The organism is Hafnia alvei (assembly GCF_964063325.1).
In the GTDB taxonomy this organism is placed as follows: Bacteria; Pseudomonadota; Gammaproteobacteria; order Enterobacterales; family Enterobacteriaceae; genus Hafnia; species Hafnia alvei_B.
Window position 1 is genome coordinate 467980 of record NZ_OZ061315.1, and the last position, 21371, is coordinate 489350.

General features: G+C 47.9%; 18 protein-coding genes and 1 tRNA gene. 9 read left to right on the plus strand and 10 right to left on the minus strand.

What is annotated here, in order from left to right; all coding sequences use genetic code 11:
* The first annotated feature begins 260 nt into the window (after nt 1-260).
* From AB3Y96_RS02175 to AB3Y96_RS02185, 3 genes are all read left to right on the plus strand, one after another.
* A complete protein-coding gene (locus AB3Y96_RS02175) occupies nt 261-3473 on the plus strand; it encodes a hypothetical protein (RefSeq protein ID WP_367298391.1) in 3213 nt (1070 codons plus the stop codon).
* A gap of 339 nt (nt 3474-3812) precedes the next feature.
* Nucleotides 3813-4286 (plus strand): hypothetical protein, encoded by a 474-nt coding sequence (locus AB3Y96_RS02180; RefSeq protein ID WP_367298392.1) that lies wholly within the window; start codon nt 3813-3815, stop codon nt 4284-4286.
* A complete protein-coding gene (locus AB3Y96_RS02185) occupies nt 4283-4501 on the plus strand; it encodes a helix-turn-helix domain-containing protein (RefSeq protein WP_367298393.1) in 219 nt (72 codons plus the stop codon). The genes AB3Y96_RS02180 and AB3Y96_RS02185 overlap by 4 nt, the downstream gene beginning before the upstream one ends.
* Nucleotides 4502-4765: 264 nt before the next feature.
* On the opposite strand, the gene AB3Y96_RS02190 is transcribed toward AB3Y96_RS02185, so the two are convergent.
* A tRNA-Phe gene (locus AB3Y96_RS02190) sits at nt 4766-4841 on the minus strand.
* A gap of 709 nt (nt 4842-5550) precedes the next feature.
* On the opposite strand from AB3Y96_RS02190, the gene AB3Y96_RS02195 reads away from it, so the two are divergent.
* The gene (locus AB3Y96_RS02195; RefSeq protein WP_367298394.1) at nt 5551-6195 is read left to right on the plus strand and encodes a YfdX family protein; all 645 of its coding nucleotides are present in this window, start codon (nt 5551-5553) and stop codon (nt 6193-6195) included.
* 96 nt (nt 6196-6291) lie between these two features.
* Here the strand turns inward: AB3Y96_RS02195 and AB3Y96_RS02200 are convergent, their stop codons facing one another.
* The 5 genes from AB3Y96_RS02200 to aspA all read right to left on the minus strand — a co-directional run bounded on the left by AB3Y96_RS02200 (nt 6292) and on the right by aspA (nt 12062).
* On the minus strand, nt 6292-6867 hold the full coding sequence (locus AB3Y96_RS02200) for a transcriptional regulator (protein WP_040046355.1): 576 nt from the start codon (nt 6865-6867) through the stop codon (nt 6292-6294).
* 59 nt (nt 6868-6926) lie between these two features.
* A complete protein-coding gene (locus tag AB3Y96_RS02205; RefSeq protein ID WP_367298395.1) occupies nt 6927-8621 on the minus strand; it encodes a protein-disulfide reductase DsbD in 1695 nt (564 codons plus the stop codon).
* Nucleotides 8597-8947 (minus strand): divalent cation tolerance protein CutA, encoded by a 351-nt coding sequence (cutA, locus tag AB3Y96_RS02210; RefSeq protein WP_072307863.1) that lies wholly within the window; start codon nt 8945-8947, stop codon nt 8597-8599. Before cutA ends, AB3Y96_RS02205 begins: the two co-directional genes overlap by 25 nt.
* Nucleotides 8948-9089: 142 nt before the next feature.
* A complete protein-coding gene (locus AB3Y96_RS02215) occupies nt 9090-10391 on the minus strand; it encodes an anaerobic C4-dicarboxylate transporter (RefSeq protein WP_072307862.1) in 1302 nt (433 codons plus the stop codon).
* Nucleotides 10392-10625: 234 nt separating this feature from the next.
* On the minus strand, nt 10626-12062 hold the full coding sequence (gene aspA / locus AB3Y96_RS02220; protein ID WP_072307861.1) for an aspartate ammonia-lyase: 1437 nt from the start codon (nt 12060-12062) through the stop codon (nt 10626-10628).
* Nucleotides 12063-12428: 366 nt separating this feature from the next.
* On the opposite strand from aspA, the gene AB3Y96_RS02225 reads away from it, so the two are divergent.
* The 4 genes from AB3Y96_RS02225 (at nt 12429) to AB3Y96_RS02240 (ending at nt 15698) form a co-directional block, all read left to right on the plus strand.
* Nucleotides 12429-12935 carry an FxsA family protein gene (locus AB3Y96_RS02225; RefSeq protein WP_367300267.1) on the plus strand — a complete coding sequence of 169 codons (507 nt, stop codon included), beginning with the start codon at nt 12429-12431 and terminating at the stop codon, nt 12933-12935.
* Nucleotides 12936-13168: 233 nt separating this feature from the next.
* Complete coding sequence (locus AB3Y96_RS02230) at nt 13169-13462, plus strand: co-chaperone GroES (protein ID WP_008814807.1); 294 nt, start codon at nt 13169-13171, stop codon at nt 13460-13462.
* Between the two features lie 60 nt (nt 13463-13522).
* Nucleotides 13523-15166 carry a chaperonin GroEL gene (gene groL / locus AB3Y96_RS02235; RefSeq protein ID WP_072307859.1) on the plus strand — a complete coding sequence of 548 codons (1644 nt, stop codon included), beginning with the start codon at nt 13523-13525 and terminating at the stop codon, nt 15164-15166.
* Nucleotides 15167-15350: 184 nt separating this feature from the next.
* Entirely contained in the window at nt 15351-15698 is a 348-nt protein-coding gene (locus tag AB3Y96_RS02240; RefSeq protein ID WP_168780273.1) for a DUF4156 domain-containing protein, read from the plus strand.
* A 70-nt stretch (nt 15699-15768) separates the two neighbouring features.
* Here AB3Y96_RS02240 and dhaM read toward each other — a convergent pair whose 3' ends face one another.
* The 4 genes from dhaM to AB3Y96_RS02260 form a co-directional block, all read right to left on the minus strand.
* Nucleotides 15769-17229 (minus strand): dihydroxyacetone kinase phosphoryl donor subunit DhaM, encoded by a 1461-nt coding sequence (gene dhaM / locus AB3Y96_RS02245; protein ID WP_367298396.1) that lies wholly within the window; start codon nt 17227-17229, stop codon nt 15769-15771.
* A 33-nt stretch (nt 17230-17262) separates the two neighbouring features.
* A complete protein-coding gene (dhaL, locus tag AB3Y96_RS02250; protein ID WP_367298397.1) occupies nt 17263-17892 on the minus strand; it encodes a dihydroxyacetone kinase subunit DhaL in 630 nt (209 codons plus the stop codon).
* Between the two features lies 1 nt (nt 17893).
* Nucleotides 17894-18964 (minus strand): dihydroxyacetone kinase subunit DhaK, encoded by a 1071-nt coding sequence (gene dhaK, locus AB3Y96_RS02255; RefSeq protein WP_367298398.1) that lies wholly within the window; start codon nt 18962-18964, stop codon nt 17894-17896.
* 107 nt (nt 18965-19071) lie between these two features.
* Complete coding sequence (locus tag AB3Y96_RS02260) at nt 19072-20172, minus strand: glycerol dehydrogenase (RefSeq protein ID WP_025798680.1); 1101 nt, start codon at nt 20170-20172, stop codon at nt 19072-19074.
* Between the two features lie 513 nt (nt 20173-20685).
* Here AB3Y96_RS02260 and AB3Y96_RS02265 point away from each other — a divergent pair.
* Nucleotides 20686-21369, plus strand: a complete 684-nt coding sequence (locus AB3Y96_RS02265) for a DUF1190 family protein (RefSeq protein ID WP_072307853.1) — start codon at nt 20686-20688, stop codon at nt 21367-21369.
* Nucleotides 21370-21371: the final 2 nt, after the last annotated feature.

Consider the following 21371-nt stretch of genomic DNA (forward strand, 5'->3'; position numbering starts at 1 on the left):
GTGTTTTTATAGCAAGATTAGGTTTATATTTTTTATAATATGTCGATTAAAAATCAATGATAAGGTTAAAGTATAAACAGAAGCATTTTCAGGAAAAGGGAGACAAATATGTTCAGACTGTTGGAAGGGAGCGTGTAATATGGATACAAATCAAGATGGTTGCCCGCCACACGGAGGTATTACTGGTGTCAATAACTCCCCTTTCGGTCATGAAACGCGGCTGGCTAAATCGGTACAGACTAATCTAAGGACGATAACGCATGACATATCAGGCAACTTTCACTGGCTGGGATGACCTGACGATCGAAGACCTTCTGGTTGCCTACCGGAAGGCCAAAGCCGATAGCTTCTTTGAGAATACATTTCCTGTTGCCACCAAATTTGCCGAGTATGAGCAGGCATTACTTGAAAACCTGCAAAAACTCTTAGATCTTTTGCAGAGTGACGATGGATTTAGCAGCAATGAGGAACTTATTGGCAAATTTCGTTTGTTACCGAAAAAATTAACCACAAAGAAAAAAGATGAATACCAAAATGGGCATGTCCATTTTTCTAACCCTGTTCGAGCAACCGAGCATTTATTTGAAAATTTTGACCTGACACCCGAGTTTCGAATTATTGGTGACTTCCCGGTTGATAGCCATATTATTTCCGCATTATGGATTAACTTAGTTGGGCATAAATTTGATGCCTGCTTAGATAACAGTTGCTATGGCGCACGACTAAAACGCATTCGTAACGATGAACTGTTTAGCGATGAGCAGGATAATCCCTTTCATATTAGTGCGGTAGGTTCTTTTAGCCCTTATTTTCAGCCCTACCAGAAATGGCGTGGTGATGGCTTGAAGGCCATACGTGACGAGTTGGAAAAAGATCGTGACATTATTGCTGCTTCACTGGATTTAAAAAGTTACTATCACTTTATTGATCCACTGGCTATAACCTCTGACGATCTCTGCGATACGCTAAATGTAAAACTGACTGAGGATGAAAAAGGATTTACTGAACAGTTAGCTGAATTCTTAAAGAATTGGTCTGGTGGTGCAGCAACGTTTGGAAAGAAAATAGCATACAAAACACCCACTATTAATGGTGGCCTAGTTATTGGATTAACGGCCAGTCGAATTATCTCTAATGTATTGCTACACCATTGGGATAAATTGGTCATCGAAAAATTATCGCCGATCCACTACGGCCGTTATGTCGATGATATGTTCCTCGTGATGCGCGATACAGGGAAAGTTACCAATAACCACGAATTTATGTTACTGTTGCAAGAGCGGCTTGGCAGCGATTGCATTAGCCAGAAAAATGAACAAGAACATATATGGCAAATACAGCAGGGTGCGCAATTCCAGGGTAAGACCACCATCCAGTTGCAATCTGATAAGCAAAAACTTTTCGTGCTTCAAGGGAGGGCTGGAATAGACTTGCTCGACAGTATCGAAAAGGAGATCTATGAGCTTTCCAGTGAACACCGGCTGATGCCTTCACCGGATCAACTGGAATACTCCACTGCGGCTAAAATACTTTCTGCTGCCGGTAGTGTGGGTGAAAATGCTGATACTTTGCGTCGTGCAGATGGATTAACCATCCGTCGCTTAGGCTGGTCATTGCAATTACGCTATGTTGAAACACTGGCGCGGGATCTGCCTTCGAGTGAATGGAAAGAGCAGCGGGAAGAGTTCTATCAGTTTGCTTACAACCATATTCTCAGGGCTGATAATCTGTTTGCACATTTTAGCTATCTGCCAAGATTACTAGGTTTTGCTATCAGTATGAACGAATGGCAGCACGCGGAAAAAATTGTACTTAAAGCTTACGAGTCCATCGATCTGCTGGCATCGGTGGTTACATCGGGCAAGGAAGTGACTATAAATGGTTGTAAAACTCGGGCGGTAAATGATCTTTGGCGTTGTATTAAAGGCACCTTAAGCTGGATATTTGTTGATGCGGCAACGAGATATTACAATACTGATAGGCTTTTTCTAGATAAACGGTCAAAGAAAGAAGAGCGCCTTGCGCATACATTTTTTAATTATATTTCTGAAAGCCTGACAAATTTAAACGATATACTGGAGCTTCACTTTGATTCAGCAGATTTTTATTTAAAAGCGCCATTGGTGGCTCGGGCTGATTTAGCAAAGGAACCTTATAAACGGATCGTAAAGAGTCAGTCAGCAGAAAAACTTGTTAATCAGCGTGATAGTAAAAAAGAAGCTAAAATATTGAAATTAATGAGTGCTTCCTCGCTTGTTGATATTGTCATTATTAAGCTGTTTTTGAAATCAACTAAGAATACTCGGCTAGAAAAAGTGGCCAAAGGAAATCGTAAGAACGAGAGTTACTTACCTTATGTTTTTCCTACGCGTCCTTTAACACCTGCTGAAATATCTGAATTGGCGCCAGAATGTGTTGGGTTACCCTCCGCAGAAGACAAGGCTCCGGATGAGAGACCATCTACCATTTGGGCAAAATATACTCAAGCATTGCGTGGTGTATGGGTCAAACCAACGTTGCTGGCATCTGAGCAGGACTCGGATGAAGCGATAAAAGCTGTTCGGTCTAAAAAATTTATTCGTATTGGTACAGACAAGAAACATAAAGTTGTTATTGCGCTAACTAGCATGAAGACAGATGAGGATGACTGGGCCAAAATGGCCTGTAATAAATCAAACTTGTCTCGTTCAAGATATCAGCGCATATCTGAACTAGTTAATGCAACATTGAAACTTTCTCCTAAACCCGATTATGTTTTATTCCCTGAACTTTCGATCCCGTTACGTTGGGTTAACAGTATTGCCGATTGTTTGAGTTCGGCAAATATCAGCCTGATCGCAGGGACGGAATATCGCCACTTTGATGATAATCAACTGAGGAGTGAGGCTGTACTTGTCCTTTCTGATAACCGACTAGGTTATCCCGCAAGCGTCAAAATATGGCAACCTAAGCTGGAACCCGCAGTAGGTGAAGATGAGGCATTGTTTTCAACGTTTGGTAAATATTGGGCATTTTCGACGCTCAATTCGAAGCATCGCAAGCCTGTATATATTCATCACGGCGTCAATTTTGGCGTTATGATTTGCTCTGAACTCCAGAACAGTAAAGCGAGGATCCGATTTCAAGGCGCGGTAGATGCATTAATGGTATTGAGCTGGAATAAAGATCTGGATACGTTTGCATCCTTGATCGAATCAGCAGCGCTGGATGTTCACGCCTATACCATCTTAGTGAATAACCGAAAATATGGCGACAGCCGCGTACGTTCTCCGGCAAAAGAATCCTTTATGCGAGATATTGCTCGAGTTAAGGGCGGTGATAATGACTTTGTGGTTGCTGCAACGCTGGATATCGATTCGTTAAGGGCATTCCAAAGCAGGGCGAAACGCTGGTCTAAAGATGGCGATAAATTCAAGCCGTTGCCTGAAGGATTTAGGTTGGCAAAAAATCGTGAAAAGCTACCGCCAAAATAAGACGCTGATTTTTACTATTACTAATCAGGATATTTTTGCGTGAGATGTAGGGCTACAGGATGTAGCCCTTGCCGCATATTACTAATCGCAGTATTCTTAACCCGCACCTGCCAAATCAGGTGCCGGGATTGACCTCCTGAAATTGTTACAGGCGACACATGACGCGCGAGCGTCTTTTTTGTGTCGTGCGTTCGGCTACATCTATGGTGGGCTGGGCGGGGGCACCGCAAGGTGCGCCGGATTCGATGAGGCCGGTAAGACCAACTCCGTTCAGTCCACCACCCGTAAGATTGGTCTCTTCGGTGGTGGGGTATATTAATTCCTCATCGGAGGCGGCCCATGGCTACTACCTCAAAACAAACACATTCGCCCGAAAACTCCCCATTCACATTGTCTTTCAACGCAGATACCGATTTCACCGTCTTAGCCGATCACTGCGAACGCTTAGCCGATGCGCTGATGGAAAGCCATCATTCAGGCGAAAGGCAGACACTGTGTTACCGCCTTGGCGATTGCCTGAATCTGTTATCATCCACGCTCAACGACCCCGTTCCACCGCATCTGATTGAACGTTTCACCGTCGACCAACTCCCCACCAAAATACCCGTTTTTGAACCCGAATCAGAACTCCTCTGCGGTTACTGCATGACGCTGGCGGAACTCCTGAGCAAACACACCTTTAACGCGGATGAAGGACAGCAGCTCACCGGATTGCTGTTCGAGCTGGTGTGTTACTTTGCCGATGAACTCAGAGCACCGCGCTGGATCCGCACCGCCGACGGTGTGAAGTTTATCGACGAGGTGGCGGTATGATGCAATCGGACTGGCATTCCGCCGACATTATCGCGGCGCTGAAAAAGCGCGGAACCTCACTTTCTGCGGTATCGCGCAACGCGGGGCTGGCCTCCGCAACGCTTACGAATGCTTTAGTAAGGCATTGGCCTAAAGGTGAAAGGCTGATTGCCGAAGCAGTGGGCGTTCAGCCAGAACAAATCTGGCCTTCCCGCTATCACAAACCGACAGAATAACTCCGACTCACGTGTTTCATCAGCTTATTCTGGTGGTGAAGCGCGAGGTGGCAAGCGCAGCGCGTCAGCCAGAAATAATTACGTTGCAGCAAATATGTTGGATTCATGGTTTTAATCTTGTCGATGCTCGTTGCATCAAGATCATGAAGGATGTGTATAGTGGCGCTGGGGGCGAATAATCGAACGAAGTTCGATGAAGAGTCCTGATTTTTAACAGGAAAGCAGAAAGCAAAAAACCCGCCATAGGCGGGTTCTTTTAAATAGTGGTGCCCGGACTCGGAATCGAACCAAGGACACGGGGATTTTCAATCCCCTGCTCTACCGACTGAGCTATCCGGGCAACGAGGCGTATTAAACTGGATCTGCATCGTTGCGTCAACGTAATTTCTTCATTCCCTTGATCGGTTGCCTAATGTTTCGGCACTTTGGTTTTTTTTGCACGAAATTTGCGCCATAGCGATGAGATCTCTGTTTACCTTCATCTCCTGCTTTATGAGAAGTGGTCAGCCGAGGTCATCACGAGGGATTGAGAACTAGCCAGAAGCTCTATAGTGGCAGAATAGCCGGTTTATTTGGCTGACATAAAATTACGAGTGCTATTTTTACGCTGAAATAGAATGGTTATTCTCTATAGTATTTTAAACATAAGAACTCATTTTTATATGCTGGTAGCTAATTTTTATATTAATAATAATGCAGTATGAAAATATCACTCTAAGAGATGGCCAATATTGATATGGGTTTACTTTTTTTGACTGTAATGACTCTGGGTTATTTCTTTGTTTAACATGTTGTTATGTTCTATTTATGGTCAATTATTTGTCTGATTTTTGCACTTATGTAATAAAATAAAATGATAGAACATAAGCCGTAAATTATTTATTCCCAGAAGCGTAATGTGTATTTTACAAAAACCATGCTTAATTTAGGCTTGTTGACATCAATTGTAGTCGAAATATAACCTTGGTTTTGTTGATTACGAAGCTCTATTTATTTCTAGAAGAGCAGCGTATAGCCGAATAATATAAATTAAATCAGGTGTATTAATTATGAAACGTATTCTTACAGCAACCGCGCTTTCTCTTGCCATGATGTCTACTTTTACTTGGGCTGCTGATGGCGCAACCACTGCTCCAGCGGCAACGACCACCGTAAGCGCTAATGTGCTCACTGCCCAACAGGCCAAAGAAGTCGCGAAGGTGGCTCAACAAGGCTTTAACGCCATGCGTGATGTGCAATATGCTCGCGTCTCTTTATTCCGTGGATATCCAGATGTGGCACAAAAATTAGTCGATCAGGCGCAAACCTTATTAACTGATGACAGTACCAACTGGAAAGATTTTATTAAGACCGATAAGAAAACCCCGCTGGCTGGTGATAACTACGTGGTGATCAATGCCTCTATTTCTTTAGCTGAGGATTTTGTGGCAACGCCTGAAAAACAAAAAGCGATTGATAGCGCTAATGCCAAATTCAAGAAGGGCGATCATAAAGGCGCAATGGAAGAACTGCGTTTGGCTGGCGTTGGTGTAACGGAAACTCAATATTTGATGCCGCTGAAACAAACTCAGCAGGCTGTTAAAAAAGCGCAGCAGTTGCTGAAAGAGGGTAAATACTATGAAGCGAACTTGGCTCTGAAAGGCGCTGAAGAAGGGATTATTACCGACAGCGTTTCTTTAGTGGGTGCCAATTAATCTCTCGATGAGTTAATTAACACGTTCTATTTCCTACCTTCGATAAACCACCCTCAGGGGTGGTTTATTCATCGATATCACAATAAATACTGCGCCTTAGCCTAAGGCACCATTTCGGCGGCAGCGCGCAATTTGCAGGATATCTTCAGCTAAGCGGCGTGCGGTTTCCACATCTTGCAGTTGGCGTTTTACCAGCAAACGACTTAAGCAGCCTTCCAGCACTAGCTCCATCTGATGAGCGACCATTTCAGGATCGTCCATATCGATATCTTGCAGCAGCGCGAGCGTAAACTCGTAAGAGGCTGCTTTCTGTTGCTCGGCGAGCAGGTGAATCGGGTGATCGTCTTCAGGGAAAAAGCTGCAGGCGGCGATAAACAGGCAGCCGGGATAACGTTGTTGCTGCACATATTCGGCCAGCACGTGGTAACGCGCTAAGATTTTATCTCGCGCAGAAAGGGTTTCATCCAGCAGTAGCTGGCGGCGCCATGTGTCTATCTGCTGCGCGTGGTAGCGCAGACTGTCATAAAGCAGGGCTTCACGATCTGGCCAAAAACGAATTAGCTCTTCCTTTGAAATATCGAGCTGGGGAGCCAGCTTATCCAAGGTCGTGGTTGCTAGTCCTTGTTGTTCCAGCAGGCCAAGTACCTGGCTGAGCACGAGTTCTCGTTGCACGTGATCCTCCTGTCTTATGTGCGGATCTTTCACGATCGGATCCTCAGTGTCGTTGATGGTTAGCGATTGTGCAAATGCGCTGTGAATTCCTTTGCCTTCATAAAACCGATGACGCGCAGCTGCGGCTGTTCTTGCGCCTGCGCGTTGTAGAACAGGATAGTTGGCAGGCCTAATACGTTTAATTGCTTGAGCAGAGCGGCATGCTCTGCGTTGTTGGCCGTGACGTCTGCCTGTAACAGCACGGTATCCGCCAGTTGCTGGCGCACCGTTGGATCGCTGAAGGTGTATTTTTCAAACTCTTTGCAGGCCACACACCAGTCAGCATACAGATCTAACATAACAGGTTTGTTCTCTGCTTTAGCCTGCTGCAGAGCGTGATCCAGTTCTGCAATAGTATTCACTTTTTGGAACGGTAGATGAGCAATGGTTGCCTGTGATGCATTGCCAAATGCCCAATCTTGCAGTGGACGTGAACAAACCAGCGCCAAACCTAGCATCACAATTTGCATGATGCGCGCTAGGCGATGAGAGGACTTCAGGCTCAGTGCAAATGCCCATCCGAAGAAGGCAACGCCCAGCAGCGACCAAAGCCGTAACCCCCACTCGTCACCCAGAATACGCTCCAGTAAGAATACTGGCAGCGCTAAGATTACAAATCCAAACGCCTCTTTGACGTACTGCATCCATGGCCCGCTTCGCGGTAGCAGGCGGTTGCCGAAAGTGGTCACGAGGATCAGCGGAATGCCCATTCCCAGCGCATAAAGATATAGCGTGCCGCCGCCTGCGGCCAGATTACCGCTTTGGGCAATGTACAGCAGGATGGCGCTAAGCGGCGCGGTGGTGCAGGGCGAACATATCAGGCCCGCCAGTGCGCCCATGACGAATACGCCAAGTAGCGATCCGCTGCGTTGCTGGTTGCTCCAGAGCGTGAGGCGTGTCTGGACTGAAGAAGGCAGCTGTAAGGTAAACAGGCCAAACATCGACAGTGCGAGCAGCACGAATAAAATCGATAGCCCAATCAATACATAGGGGTGTTGGAAAGCAGCTTGGAACTGTAATCCAGCGGCGGCGACCACCATCCCTAGCAGGGTATAAGTCACTGCCATGCCTTGGACATAAACGAGCGACAATACAAAAATTCGGCGATAGCTCTGTTGACGATCCTGCCCAAGGATAATGGCGGAGATCAGCGGATACATCGGTAAGATGCAGGGTGTAAAGGCAATGCCGATCCCAATAAGAAGCGCCCAAAGCGGTGAGAACGGTAGCGCAGGGGCAGACTCCGTATTAGGCGCTGTATTTTGTGCCACCTCAGTGGTGGCCTGCGTGGTAACTGAATCTAAGGGGATGGTTTTGGTTTCCGGTGGATAGCAGAAACCCGCCTCGGCGCAGCCCTGATAAGTCACAATCAACGTAGCGTTTTGATCGGCGCTTTGGAGGCGCAGATTGAGCGTTAAGTTGTCTTTAAAAATAGCGGTTTTGCCGTAAAACTCATCATGATGATCTAGGCCTTCAGGCAGCGTAAACGGCGCTATTTTAGCCTGATGAGGCTCAATTTTAATCTGCTGACGATAGAGGTAGTACCCTGGTTTGATTTGCCAATTTAGATCGAGCTTATTCTCTTGTTGCTTGAAATCGAATGCGAAGGCCTGATCGACTGGCACAAACTGCGTTTTGCTAGAAAATAGCGACGCCTGTGCCGGAAGCAGAGTACAGATAAACAGAAAAACTAGCGTAAAGAAGCGTTGAGCCATGACAGGTAATCTTTATCTCCCGCGTGAACAGGTAATACTAAAAGTTCAGGGGTTTGGTATGGATGATGCTGTTTCAGAAAGCTTAGCAATGCTTCCTGATGTGAGCGCTCGCTTTTCAAAATCATCTGGACTTCGTATTCCTGCTCCAGCTTTCCTTCCCAATAATACATGGAGGATGCGCCGGGTAGCAGCGTAACGCAGGCCGTGAGTTTTTCACTCAGTGCCAGCGAAGCCAGCTGCTGAGCACAGGCTTCGTCGGGCGCAGTGCAGAGCACGACGATGGCATCGGTAACGTTATCGGGTAGTGGCTTTTCAGTCTCTGACATCTGATCTAAACCTCGCCGTGGATGATTTTGAATCAACACTATACCTTGTGTGAGCGAAAATTGTCAGCAACGCAAAAATAGCGTGATTAGAATGAGAAAAGGACGCCGAAGCGTCCTTTTTGTACTTACAAGCGAGGGAGGCTTACAGCATTATGCTTCCCAGCAGGAAGCCGAAGATAACAGACAGTGCCACGCCGATAGTGCCAGGGATGAAGAACGGGTGGTTAAAGACCAGTTTACCGATACGGGTTGTACCGGTGTCATCCATCTGTACTGCTGCAACCAGAGTTGGGTAGGTAGGCAGAATAAACAGGCCAGAAACCGCGGCGAAAGAGGCTACTGCAGTCAGAGGAGAAACGTTCAGCGCCAGCGCCATTGGCATCAGGGCTTTAGCCGTTGCAGCCTGAGAATACAGCAGAGCAGAAGCGAAGAAGAAGATTACCGCTAGCAGCCAAGGGTGAGACTGAATGACGGTACCCGCAGTTTCTTTGATCCAATCAAGGTTTGCTTGAACGAAAGTATCGCCCAACCAAGCAACACCCAGAATACAGATACATGCGCTCATACCTGCTTTGAAGGTGCTGGAGTTCAGAATGCTGTCAGTTTCAACGCGGCACAGGATAGTGGTCAGCGTTGCGACGCTCAGCATGATGATCAGAATCGCGTTCGTGGTGTTCATCAGCGGTTTTTCAACCAAGCCGAGGCTTGGGCTGTTGATGATTGCATAGCAAACGACGCACACAACGCCCAGCAGGAACAACCATACAGAGCTTTTTGCACGAGGTTTGATAACTACTTGCTTGTCGCCACGCAGTTCAATCAGGCCTTCAGCCAGACGTTTCTGGTAAATAGGATCGTCAGACAGTTTGGAGTCGAAGAGCCAAGAAACCAGCAGTGACATGACCAGTACAGCGAGGAAGGTAGAGGGGATAACAACCATCAGCAGGTGGATATAGCTGATGCCGTGGCCTTCCATCACTGAAGACATATAAACTACTGCGGCTGAAATTGGAGACGCGGTAATCGCAATCTGAGCAGAAACAACGGCGGTAGACAGTGGACGGCATGGCTTGATGCCTTGTTCTTTCGCTACTTCAGCGATAACTGGCAGTGCAGACAGGGAAATATTACCGGTGCCAGCAAAGATGGTCAGAAAATAGGTCACAATCGGTGCAAGGATCGTGATGTATTTTGGGTTCTTACGCAGAAGTTTTTCAGTTTGATGAACTAGATAATCCATACCACCGGCAACCTGCATTGCAGAGATTGCGGCGATAACGGCCATGATAATTGAAATAACGTCGAATGGAATATTGCCTGGTTTAACACCGATCATGGCAAGGACTAAAACCCCTAAACCACCGGCGAATCCTATTCCGATGCCCCCTAGTCTGGCACCTAAGAATATGGCGAGCAGTACGATCACCAGCTCCAAAACTAACATAGTGTTTCTCCTCAAGATGTAACGATAATATTCCTTTTGTCCTTGAAGCTGCCGCGTGGAATAAGTGTATTTTCTGAGGCTCATACTCACATAGGTGACTCAGAATTCTTTTACTCATCATTCACTGCAACACAATGACATCGGGTGTAATTCTTTTTTTAAGTATGTTGGTCGCAATAAAAAGGCACGACTGACCAAGGGGCAGACGTGCCTGATATCGACTAGCGAACTTTATTATTGTTCGCTTTCGTCAGTATAACGTTTTGCTTTATAAGCAGGGTGCATCAGGTTCTCTACAGAGAAGATGTCATCCAGTTCCGCTTCGGTCAGTAGACCACGTTCCAGAACAACTTCACGCACGTTTTTACCTGTTTCGGCACAGATTTTACCAACGATATCACCGTTGTGGTGGCCGATAAACGGATTCAGGTAAGTTACGATACCGATAGAGTTAAATACATAGCTTTCACAAACTTCTTTGTTTGCGGTAATGCCGTTGACGCATTTTTCTAGCAGGTTGTAGCAACCGTTAGTCAGGATAGAGATGGATTCAAACATCGCCTGGCCAATAACAGGTTCCATTACGTTCAACTGCAGCTGGCCTGCTTCAGCAGCCATGGTTACGGTGGTGTCGTTACCGATGACTTTGAAGCAAAGTTGGTTAACCACTTCAGGAACCACTGGGTTAACTTTAGCTGGCATGATTGAAGAACCAGCCTGCAGTTCTGGCAGGTTGATTTCGTTCAGACCGGTACGTGGACCAGAAGACAGCAAGCGCAGGTCGTTACAGATTTTAGACAGTTTAACCGCCAGACGTTTCAGTGCACCGTGAACCATTACGTATGCGCCGCAGTCAGAGGTTGCTTCGATCAGGTCTTCTGCTACAGAGCATTGCAGGCCGCTGACTTCAGACAGTTTTTGCACAGCTAACTGAGAGTAACCTTCTGGCGTGTTCAGGCCAGTACCGATAGCGGTAGCGCCCAAGTTGACTTCCAGCAGCAGCTCAGAGGTGCGTTGCAGGTTCTTAACTTCTTCTTTCAGCAATACGCTGTATGCTTTGAATTCCTGACCCAGAGTCATAGGTACCGCATCCTGCAACTGGGTACGACCCATTTTCAGAATGTTTTCGAATTCTTTTGCTTTACGATCAAAACCTTCGCGCAGTTGGTTGATTGCATCCAGCAGTTTCATGATAGAAGAATACACAGCGATACGGAAACCGGTAGGGTAGGCATCGTTGGTAGACTGGCATTTGTTCAGGTGATCGTTCGGGTTCAGGTATTGATATTCACCTTTCTGGTGGCCCATCAGTTCCAGACCGATATTTGCCAGCACTTCGTTGGTGTTCATATTAACGGAAGTACCTGCACCACCCTGATATACGTCTACAGGGAATTGATCCATGCATTTGCCGTTGTTCAATACTTCGTCACAAGCAAGAATAATGGTATCGGCAATTTTACGCGGAATGGTGTGTAACTCTTTATTTGCGAGCGCAGCAGCTTTTTTAACCATAACCATGCCGCGAACAAATTCAGGGATATCGCTGATTTTGTTGTTGCTGATATAAAAGTTTTCAATCGCTCGCAGAGTGTGAACACCATAATAAGCGTCTGCTGGAACTTCACGGGTGCCTAACAGGTCTTCTTCAATACGAATGTTGTTTGACATAAGAACCTTCTTTAATTGATGCCGAATAGTAAACTTGCTAATGGATTTATATCGTTTAGATTTTCAAATTCGAAAGGATCATCCGTCCTCTCTGTTCTGTGGCTGATCATATGCTGCTGGTGTGGAAAAGCATGAACCCAGATCACTATATGGCGCTTCAAGTTTCAGGTGTTTACATATCTGTGATTACTCTCACAGATAAAGAAAATAACCCACAAGAGTTATAGGGTTGAAAACGTATAAAATGCCACCACTTGTCATATATAGACTGTTTTTAGACATATATGCTGTTAAATTTTAACTATCTCAGTTGTTCTTTAATGCAATACTCATCATTAGAAAGCACTGCAATTTAGGAGAAGGATGTTGCGCTGGTTACCGCTCATATTGGTATTTCTGTTTGTTTATATAGAAATATCTATTTTTATTAAGGTTGCCGCAGTGCTTGGGGTTGCCCTGACATTGTTGCTCGTAGTCCTGACTTCTTGTCTCGGGGCTTCGCTGGTTCGTCATCAGGGAATGAAAACGCTGATGCAGATGCAGCAGAAGATGGCGATGGGGGAAAGCCCTGCAGCAGAAATGGTGAAAAGCGTTTCATTGGTTATGGCGGGTTTTTTGCTCATCCTGCCCGGTTTTTTCACCGACTTTTTAGGCCTGCTGCTGATTTTGCCTCCGGTACAAAAACATCTAACGCTCAAACTATTGCCGTACTTCAGTTTTTCTCGCTCCGGCGGCAGTTTCGGTGACGGCGGTTTTGATAGCACCCAAGGCGGGAACACCTTTGACGGCGAGTTTGAACGCAAAGATGAGCACCGTCCGCCGGTAGATAATCGCCTCGATCATAAAGACGATAGATACAAAGACGACAAATAAGCGTATTAGTGTTTCATTCTTAGCAAAGGCGTGGCAAATTTCGGCCGCGCCTTTTCTTTTATTGGCTCTGCCTCGCAGAGGTTGAAGAAAAACACAAATTTTTTACTTATCACCCCTTGAAGGGGTTGTTGGTTGCCCCAATCTGGTAACCACGAGTCCGAGAGCGGAGGATGTTCCTCTAGCTTCGGCGTTCAACCCTAAACGATATGGACCTTCTCAAAGGAGAGCTATCAATGAATATTCGCCCATTGCATGACCGTGTAATCGTCAAGCGTAAAGAAGTCGAGTCCAAATCAGCTGGCGGCATCGTTCTGACCGGCTCCGCAGCGGGTAAATCTACCCGTGGCGAAATCGTCGCTGTCGGTAAAGGTCGCATTTTGGAAAACGGCGAAGTGAAGCCGCTGGACGTTAAAGTTGGCGACATCGTTATTTTCAACGATGGTTACGGCGTGAAAGCAGAGAAGATCGACAATGAAGAAGTGTTGATCATGTCCGAAAGCGACATCCTGGCTGTAGTCGAAGCGTAATAATCGCTTCTTTTGACAACGCATAATCTTCTTAACTGAATAAGTTTAAAGGAAAGAACAATGGCAGCTAAAGACGTAAAATTTGGTAGCGAAGCACGTGTGAAAATGCTTCGCGGCGTGAACGTACTGGCAGACGCAGTGAAAGTGACCCTGGGCCCTAAAGGCCGTAACGTCGTTCTGGATAAATCTTTCGGTGCGCCGACCATCACTAAAGATGGCGTGTCTGTTGCTCGTGAAATCGAACTGGAAGACAAGTTCGAAAACATGGGTGCGCAGATGGTTAAAGAAGTTGCCTCTAAAGCGAACGACGCTGCAGGTGACGGTACTACCACTGCAACCGTACTGGCTCAGGCTATCGTTAACGAAGGTCTGAAAGCCGTTGCTGCTGGCATGAACCCAATGGATCTGAAACGCGGTATCGACAAAGCTGTCATTGCTGCGGTTGAAGAACTGAAAAAACTGTCTGTGCCTTGCTCTGATTCCACTGCAATCGCTCAGGTAGGTACTATCTCTGCTAACTCCGACGAAACCGTGGGTAAACTGATCGCTGAAGCGATGGAAAAAGTTGGCAAAGAAGGCGTTATCACCGTTGAAGAAGGCACCGGCCTGCAAGACGAGCTGGACGTGGTTGAAGGTATGCAGTTCGATCGTGGCTACCTGTCTCCATACTTCATCAACAAGCCAGAAACCGGTTCTATCGAACTGGAAAGCCCGTTCATCCTGCTGGCTGACAAAAAAATCTCCAACATCCGCGAAATGCTGCCAGTGCTGGAAGCCGTTGCTAAAGCAGGCAAACCACTGCTGATTATCGCTGAAGACGTTGAAGGCGAAGCATTGGCAACGCTGGTGGTTAACACCATGCGTGGCATCGTGAAAGTGGCTGCTGTTAAAGCTCCAGGCTTCGGCGATCGTCGTAAAGCTATGCTGCAAGACATCGCAACGCTGACTGGCGGTACCGTAATTTCTGAAGAAATCGGTATGGAGCTGGAAAAAGCAACTCTGGAAGATCTGGGTCAGGCTAAACGTATCGTTATCAACAAAGACACCACCATCATCATCGATGGTATCGGTGATGAAGCTGCGATCCAGGGCCGTGTTGGTCAGATCCGTAAGCAGATCGAAGATGCAACTTCTGACTACGACCGTGAAAAACTGCAAGAGCGTGTGGCTAAACTGGCTGGCGGCGTTGCAGTTATCAAAGTCGGTGCTGCTACCGAAGTTGAAATGAAAGAGAAGAAAGCACGCGTAGAAGACGCCCTGCACGCAACTCGTGCAGCGGTAGAAGAAGGCGTGGTTGCTGGTGGTGGTGTTGCCCTGATCCGTGTTGCTGGCAAAATCGCTGGCCTGAAAGGCGCTAACGAAGACCAGAACGTGGGTATCAAAGTTGCGCTGCGCGCAATGGAAGCTCCTCTGCGTCAGATCGTTATCAACGCCGGTGAAGAAGCCTCTGTTATCGCCAACAACGTGAAAGCGGGCGAAGGCAGCTACGGTTATAACGCTTACTCTGAAGAGTACGGCGATATGATCGAAATGGGTATCTTGGATCCAACCAAAGTAACTCGTTCTGCTCTGCAGTACGCAGCGTCTATCGCTGGCCTGATGATTACTACCGAATGTATGGTTACCGATCTGCGTGATGATAAAGCAGATATGGGTGCCGCTGGTGGTATGGGCGGAATGGGCGGCATGGGTGGCATGATGTAATTTCCTTTGTCGCTGAAGCCGTTGAGTTTTTGAATCGGCAATCAGTGACACGGGTTATGGCATAGCCATCCTAACGTTCTAAATAAAACCCTCGCTTTGGCGGGGGTTTTGTTTTTTTATAAGCGTAATTTCCTGATTCTGGTAATATTCGGACGTGACTTTCTACACATCAATGGGGAAGAAGATGCGGATTAAAGGTTTATTGGGCCTGACGGCAGTGATGCTGTTGGCTGGCTGTAGTTCTACGACGCAGCTGGACACCGCAGGTCAGCAAATTAAATTCACCGATACCAAGCCAGGCACTGAATGCCAGCTGTTGGGCGAAGTAACGGGCTCTCAAAGCAACTGGATGTCTGGTCAGGGCGGCGAGTCTAGCTCTATGCGCGGCGCAGCAAATGATTTACGTAATAAAGCCGCAGCGATGGGTGGCAACGTTATCTATGGTGCCGTGAGTCCAAGCGAGAACTTCTGGTCAAGCTTTGCACCGTTAGACAGCCAGATGAGCGGCCAAGTGTACAAGTGCCCTAATTGATCGATGGGTACACGACGCACGAAAAAACCGGAGTATGAATCTCCGGTTTTTTATTGGCTGAAAAATAAAACTAACAACCTAAAATCACTTCCCCGCGCGCCGCGTTCAGGGTTATTTTTTGTCCTTCCTGCGCTTGTTTCAGGCTATCACCTACGCCAACAATCATCGGGATACCCATAGCATTCGCTAAAATAGCGGCATGGGACAGGGCGTTACCTTGGGTGAGTACGATGCCCAGAACCAAGCGGCGGTCGAGCATAATGGCATCTGAAGGCATTAGTTCACGGGCTAATATAATGGAAGGTATGCTCGGGTTCTGTATTTCCTGAGTTTCGCCCGCCAGATGAAGCAACGTGCGCTGTAAAATATCCCGAACGTCCAGCTCACGCGCTTGCAGATATTCGTCGTCTAATTCTTGGTATGCATTCGCCATCTCGGTCAACTCGGCCTGCCAAGCTGTTTCGGCGCTGCATAGCTGGCTCGCAATGCGATTAAAGGCCGAATGTTGCAGGTCGGGATCGTCGATGAGCATACTGTGTGCGCCGAAGATCCCCGCGTGCTGTTTACCGAGTAATTGGTTAGTGCGATCCGCAAGACGGTTAAGATCCTGCAACGTTTTAGCAATGGCCTGACGTAAACGCTGCTGCTCGATCTCCACGCGATCCGACAAAATTGAGCGATTGGGTACATCGATATCCTGCGTGGGCAGGACAAATGCGGGCGCACTAACCTGCGTATCCATCACTGATTTGCCTTGCAGCGTTAGACCGCCGCTGATATCGGATGTAATAATTTCGCCAAAGTTGGTCTGCGCCAGCTGTCTAAACGCCGCCAATGCTTCTGCTGCCTGTGTGCCTTTGGCAACTAGGCGGATCTCATCACCTTTGCGCACCTGTAATAACGCCAGTTGGTTTAGGCTGCGCGGATCGGCATGGCGATTTCCTTTTGCTTTATCGATCTTATACAGCACCAGTTCGGCATCAAAAGGGGCTAAGGCGTTAGCGAGCTTAGCGGCGGGGCGAACGTGTAATCCATTTGGATTCAACACGTTCCAATTTACGCCTTGCTCGTCGCAAGAGAGCGGAGCAGCCTGATTAGGCGCTGAGGCATGAGTCGGCTCTTGTTCACCGAGCTGGGCTTTTTTGGCTTGGAGCGCTGATTGAGCTTCGCGTTCGACAGCTTCCAGCGAAGCGCCCGCCGAAGCGGCAACGACTGCGGCTAATGTTCCTTCAACGAGGGGGGCGGAGCAGGCCTTAACGCGCGCGCTCATTTCAGGATCAAGCAGTTCCAGCGCCGTTTCGGCGCTGAGTAATGCACTGCCGAGATCCATCATGATCAACACGCCAGAGGGATCGAATACCTCTTCGATCGCCTGCATGACTTTAATGGCGTCAGTGCCTATCGGATGATCGGGATCGTCCACCCCAGCGGCAACAGCTAAGCGGCAGCCGTTCTGGATCATTTGGGCTGCGAGTTCTGCAACGCCATCAGCCAGTTTGGCGCTGTGAGATACTACAACGATGTTGACCATAATTTATTCCTAGTGCATTCAACGAAACGCCAACTAGTGGGTGACGGCTGCTAAGGTTTGCATCATCAACCACGCAGAGGTTGCGCCCGGATCTTGATGGCCAATACTGCGCTCGCCTAAATAGCTGGCGCGGCCTTTACGGGCCTGCATGGTGATGGTGCTTTCCAATCCTTGGCGAGCCGCTTCGACAGCCAAATCCAGCGCCTGTGGTATAGGGAGATCTTTTTGGCTAGAGGCTTCGAGCGATGCCACGACAGGCCACCAAACATCACACATGGTTTTATCGTTTGGCTCTGCTTTACCGCGGCTAACCACACCTTCCATGCCTTCTTTCAGCATTTGAGTGAGCTCGATAAGCGATAGGCTTTGTTTGGCTGCAGTGCTTTGCGATGCACGAATAAAGAAGGTGCCAAAGAGCGGGCCGCTGGCTCCACCTACGCTGGAAAGCAGCGTCATGCCGGTGTTTTTCAGGATGAAACCAATGTCTTTATCGGCGAATGAAGGCAGTTTTTCGACGACTTTATTAAAGCCACGGTTCATGTTTAGGCCGTGGTCGGCGTCGCCAATTTCGGTATCGAGCTGGGTGAGAAAATCTTTCTGTTCGGCAAAAACTTCGCCGCAGCGCATAAGCCAGTTAACGATCTGTTGTTTAGTCAGTGACATATTACATTCCCCAACGTAAAGCGGGTGTATTGACGGGGGCATCCCAGAGGGACAGCGTTTCTTGGTCAACTTTCAGCAGCGTGATTGAGATACCCTGCATATCGAGCGAAGTGCAGTAAGAGCCGATTAATTTACGCTCAATGGTGAGGCCTAACTCTGCGCAGCAATGTTGAAGACGATGGTAAACGCCATACAGTTCGGAAAGCGGCGTGGCGCCTAGATTATTGACCAAAGCGATGACGCGATCGCCTTTTTGCAGCGGTTGTTTGGATTGCGTTTGTTCTTTCCATTCACCCGCGTTGCGATCCCAAGAACGTAGCGTACGCTGATATTTGCCATGAGCGAGTAGAGTGGCAAACATCTCATCGACGGTTTGATTGAGCGTGGTAAATTCGCGGCGTTCAATACCGGGTTCGCCGTGGATACCCACGCCAAACTCCATTACGTTATCGGGCAGGGTGAAGGAAGGTTTACCTGCCGCAGGAACCGTACAAGCCTGAAGCGCGATGCCAATAGAATGGCCTTCGTTGTTGAGTTTATGCCCCAACTCAACAAGCTGATCGAGCGAGTCACCGCGAGCGGCGGCTGCGCCAAGCAGCTTTTCAATCAGCACCGTATTGGCGACGCCACGACGGCCAGCGGTGTATAAACTGTCTTTTACCGCAACATCGTCATCGACCAAAATCGTGCCGACCTGAGTGCCGCTGTCATGCAGCAGTTCTGCCGCGGTTTCAAAATTTAAAACGTCGCCGGTGTAGTTTTTGATAATCATCAGCACGCCTTTGCCACCGTCGATAGCCTGGCCACATTCATACATCTGGTCAGGCGTTGGCGACGTGAAAATCTCGCCGGGACACGCAGCGTCGAGCATGCCTTCACCAATAAAGCCACAGTGCATAGGCTCATGGCCGCTACCACCGCCGGAAAGGATACCGACTTTGCCAGCAACGGGCACGTCGGCGCGGGTGACGAATACGGGGTCTTGGTGAAGTGTTAATTCAGGGTGGGCTTCAACTAATCCGAGAATTTGTTCATGTAAAACGGTTTCGACTTGGTTGATTAGCTTTTTCATTAAAAAGGCTCCGGTGAGATCCGAGTTTGATGTGCCTTATCCCAACCTCACTCTTTTTTTAAAAAGAGGAGGTTGAAGGCTAAGCAAGACCTAAAAGTATCTACGGTTTATTTCAACCACGCCTGACCCAAACGGTCAGCGGCCAAAATGGCAGCGAACACCTGTTCTGGAGTGACTTTGAACGGCATGTTGTGGATGGTTTCGCCCTCTGCACAGCTGGCTTTGGCTACCGCCATGATTTTTTCTTCTAGCTTGTCATCGGCCTTAACGCCCATCTCTTTGAGCGTGACTGGCAGACCGACCTGTAAGCAGAAATCGAGCACGGTTTCAATTTGCTCGCTGCTGCTATTTTGCAGTACGAGCTGAGTCAAGGTCCCGAAAGCGACTTTTTCACCGTGGTAGAGGTGGTGACACTCTTCCAAAACGGTGAAGCCGTTATGGATTGCGTGGGCCGCCGCCAAACCGGAGCTTTCAAAGCCGATGCCGCTCAGGTAAGTGTTGGCTTCAACGATGCGTTCAACCGCAGTGGTTGCAACCCCAGCTTCAACGGCCAGCTTCGCTTTGTAGCCTTCTTCAAGCAGGGTTTCATAGCATAGGCGAGCCAATGTCACCGCGGCGAGAGTTGACTCACCGCCTGCCATGCTGACAGCATGCGCGTCGTAACAGGCTTGAGCTTCGAAATAGGTAGAAAGTGCATCACCCATACCCGCAACGAGTAAGCGTACCGGTGCTTTGGCAATAATTGCGGTGTCCATCACAACCATATCTGGGTTGGTTGGATACATCAGATACTCTTCAAACTCGCCTTCTTCACTATAGATGACGGAAAGGGCGCTGGTTGGCGCATCGGTGGATGCGATGGTTGGTACTACTAGAACAGGAAGTTTTTGATAGAACGCGATAGCTTTGGCGGTGTCTAGCGTTTTCCCTCCGCCGATACCAATCACGCCTTTACAGCCGTGTTTCTTCAGTTCTTCAATCAGGCGATTGATCTCTTTATGACTACATTCGCCGCCAAACAGGGCGAAGTGACCTTCAACATCATGCTGTTTTAGGCTGCTGCCGACGGTATCGCCCGCAAGTTTCATCACAAAATCATCAGCGATAACAAAATAGTTATTGGCCAACATTTTTGCGTACTGACCGATAGATTGCAGTGCGTTGGCACCTTGAATGTATTTGGATGGAGACTGGATGACTTTCAACATAATAAAGCTCCTCAATAAATCACTAAGCAATTGGATTAAAACCTAAGCGCATGACTTCCAAACTTCGGAAGCGGGATATTTATTGGTGCTGTTATTTCTCTGCAGATGACTATACGGCGAAAAAAAAGACAAAAATCAAAGCAGGTTTATGTTTCATTTTGAAACTATATGGCAGTCTGTTTGTTTCAAATCGAAACGTGAAAAGGCTATGAAGAGGTGAAAGAGAGACCTATCGCACATTCCTCTTTCTGGCTGTGTAAATCACCGTATGAATAGGCTGTTACGCTTTAAATTTAAGCAGCTTTAACCTATGCTAACGGGTAACTGGGACACATAGGCACAATTTTTGTATACCCTTCTTATTTGAAGCTGCTTCTGCGTCGGTTGCTTTCGCAAATCCGAATCGCTTACTGACGTAAGTTGGTCGTGATTTTCTCATTTGCCGCCTTGACGCTGCTCCAACTAATTTGGTTATCACCTAAGCAAGCCTGTGAAATAAGAGGAAATCCACTAATGAAACGGACAAAGAATATTAACCGCGATGCTTTCCGCAAGAGCTGGCGTTTTGCGCCAGTGGCTATTGCCGTGAGCGCCGTGTTCATGCTGGCAGGCTGTGAGAAAACGGACGAAACCGTATCTCTGTATCAAAACGCAGACGACTGTAGCAACGCGAATCCTTCGATGAGCGCTCAGTGCAAAGAGTCATATCAAAATGCGCTGAAAGAAGCGGAAAAAACCGCGCCGAAATATGCGTCGCGTGAAGACTGTATTGCCGAGTTTGGCGAAGGCCAATGTACTCAGGCGCCGGCTCAGGCCGGTATGGCTCCGAGCACTAATGGCGAAGCGCAGGCTCAGCCTCAGCAGAGCGGTAGCTTCTGGATGCCTTTGATGGCGGGTTACATGATGGGCCGAATGATGGGCGGTGGTGCATATAACCAACAGCCACTGTTTAGCTCTAAATCAGCCGCAAGCCCAGCGAACGGTAAATTTGTGGATGCGACCGGTAAAAGCTACGGTCCTGCAACCGCCGGTGGCCGCAGCATGAATGTACCGAAAACGGCGATGGCGCCAAAACCAGCAACGACCTCCACCGTTACCCGTGGTGGCTTTGGTGAGAGCGTGGCTAAACAGAGCACTATGCAGCGTAGCAATGCCGCGACCGGAAGCAAATCCGGCACCCGCAGCATGGGTGGCTAAGC

What these genes read in the sequence shown, in the direction of transcription:
- AB3Y96_RS02195 (WP_367298394.1), top strand. Translation starts at nt 5,551, where the DNA reads ATGAAACGTATTCTTACAGCAACCGCGCTTTCTCTTGCCATGATGTCT.
- AB3Y96_RS02215 (WP_072307862.1), bottom strand. Translation starts at nt 10,391, where the DNA reads ATGTTAGTTTTGGAGCTGGTGATCGTACTGCTCGCCATATTCTTAGGT.
- cutA (WP_072307863.1), bottom strand. Translation starts at nt 8,947, where the DNA reads ATGTCAGAGACTGAAAAGCCACTACCCGATAACGTTACCGATGCCATC.
- AB3Y96_RS02230 (WP_008814807.1), top strand. Translation starts at nt 13,169, where the DNA reads ATGAATATTCGCCCATTGCATGACCGTGTAATCGTCAAGCGTAAAGAA.
- AB3Y96_RS02240 (WP_168780273.1), top strand. Translation starts at nt 15,351, where the DNA reads ATGCGGATTAAAGGTTTATTGGGCCTGACGGCAGTGATGCTGTTGGCT.
- aspA (WP_072307861.1), bottom strand. Translation starts at nt 12,062, where the DNA reads ATGTCAAACAACATTCGTATTGAAGAAGACCTGTTAGGCACCCGTGAA.
- AB3Y96_RS02175 (WP_367298391.1), top strand. Translation starts at nt 261, where the DNA reads ATGACATATCAGGCAACTTTCACTGGCTGGGATGACCTGACGATCGAA.
- dhaM (WP_367298396.1), bottom strand. Translation starts at nt 17,229, where the DNA reads ATGGTCAACATCGTTGTAGTATCTCACAGCGCCAAACTGGCTGATGGC.
- AB3Y96_RS02265 (WP_072307853.1), top strand. Translation starts at nt 20,686, where the DNA reads ATGAAACGGACAAAGAATATTAACCGCGATGCTTTCCGCAAGAGCTGG.
- dhaL (WP_367298397.1), bottom strand. Translation starts at nt 17,892, where the DNA reads ATGTCACTGACTAAACAACAGATCGTTAACTGGCTTATGCGCTGCGGC.
- groL (WP_072307859.1), top strand. Translation starts at nt 13,523, where the DNA reads ATGGCAGCTAAAGACGTAAAATTTGGTAGCGAAGCACGTGTGAAAATG.
- AB3Y96_RS02260 (WP_025798680.1), bottom strand. Translation starts at nt 20,172, where the DNA reads ATGTTGAAAGTCATCCAGTCTCCATCCAAATACATTCAAGGTGCCAAC.
- dhaK (WP_367298398.1), bottom strand. Translation starts at nt 18,964, where the DNA reads ATGAAAAAGCTAATCAACCAAGTCGAAACCGTTTTACATGAACAAATT.
- AB3Y96_RS02205 (WP_367298395.1), bottom strand. Translation starts at nt 8,621, where the DNA reads ATGGCTCAACGCTTCTTTACGCTAGTTTTTCTGTTTATCTGTACTCTG.
- AB3Y96_RS02180 (WP_367298392.1), top strand. Translation starts at nt 3,813, where the DNA reads ATGGCTACTACCTCAAAACAAACACATTCGCCCGAAAACTCCCCATTC.
- AB3Y96_RS02185 (WP_367298393.1), top strand. Translation starts at nt 4,283, where the DNA reads ATGATGCAATCGGACTGGCATTCCGCCGACATTATCGCGGCGCTGAAA.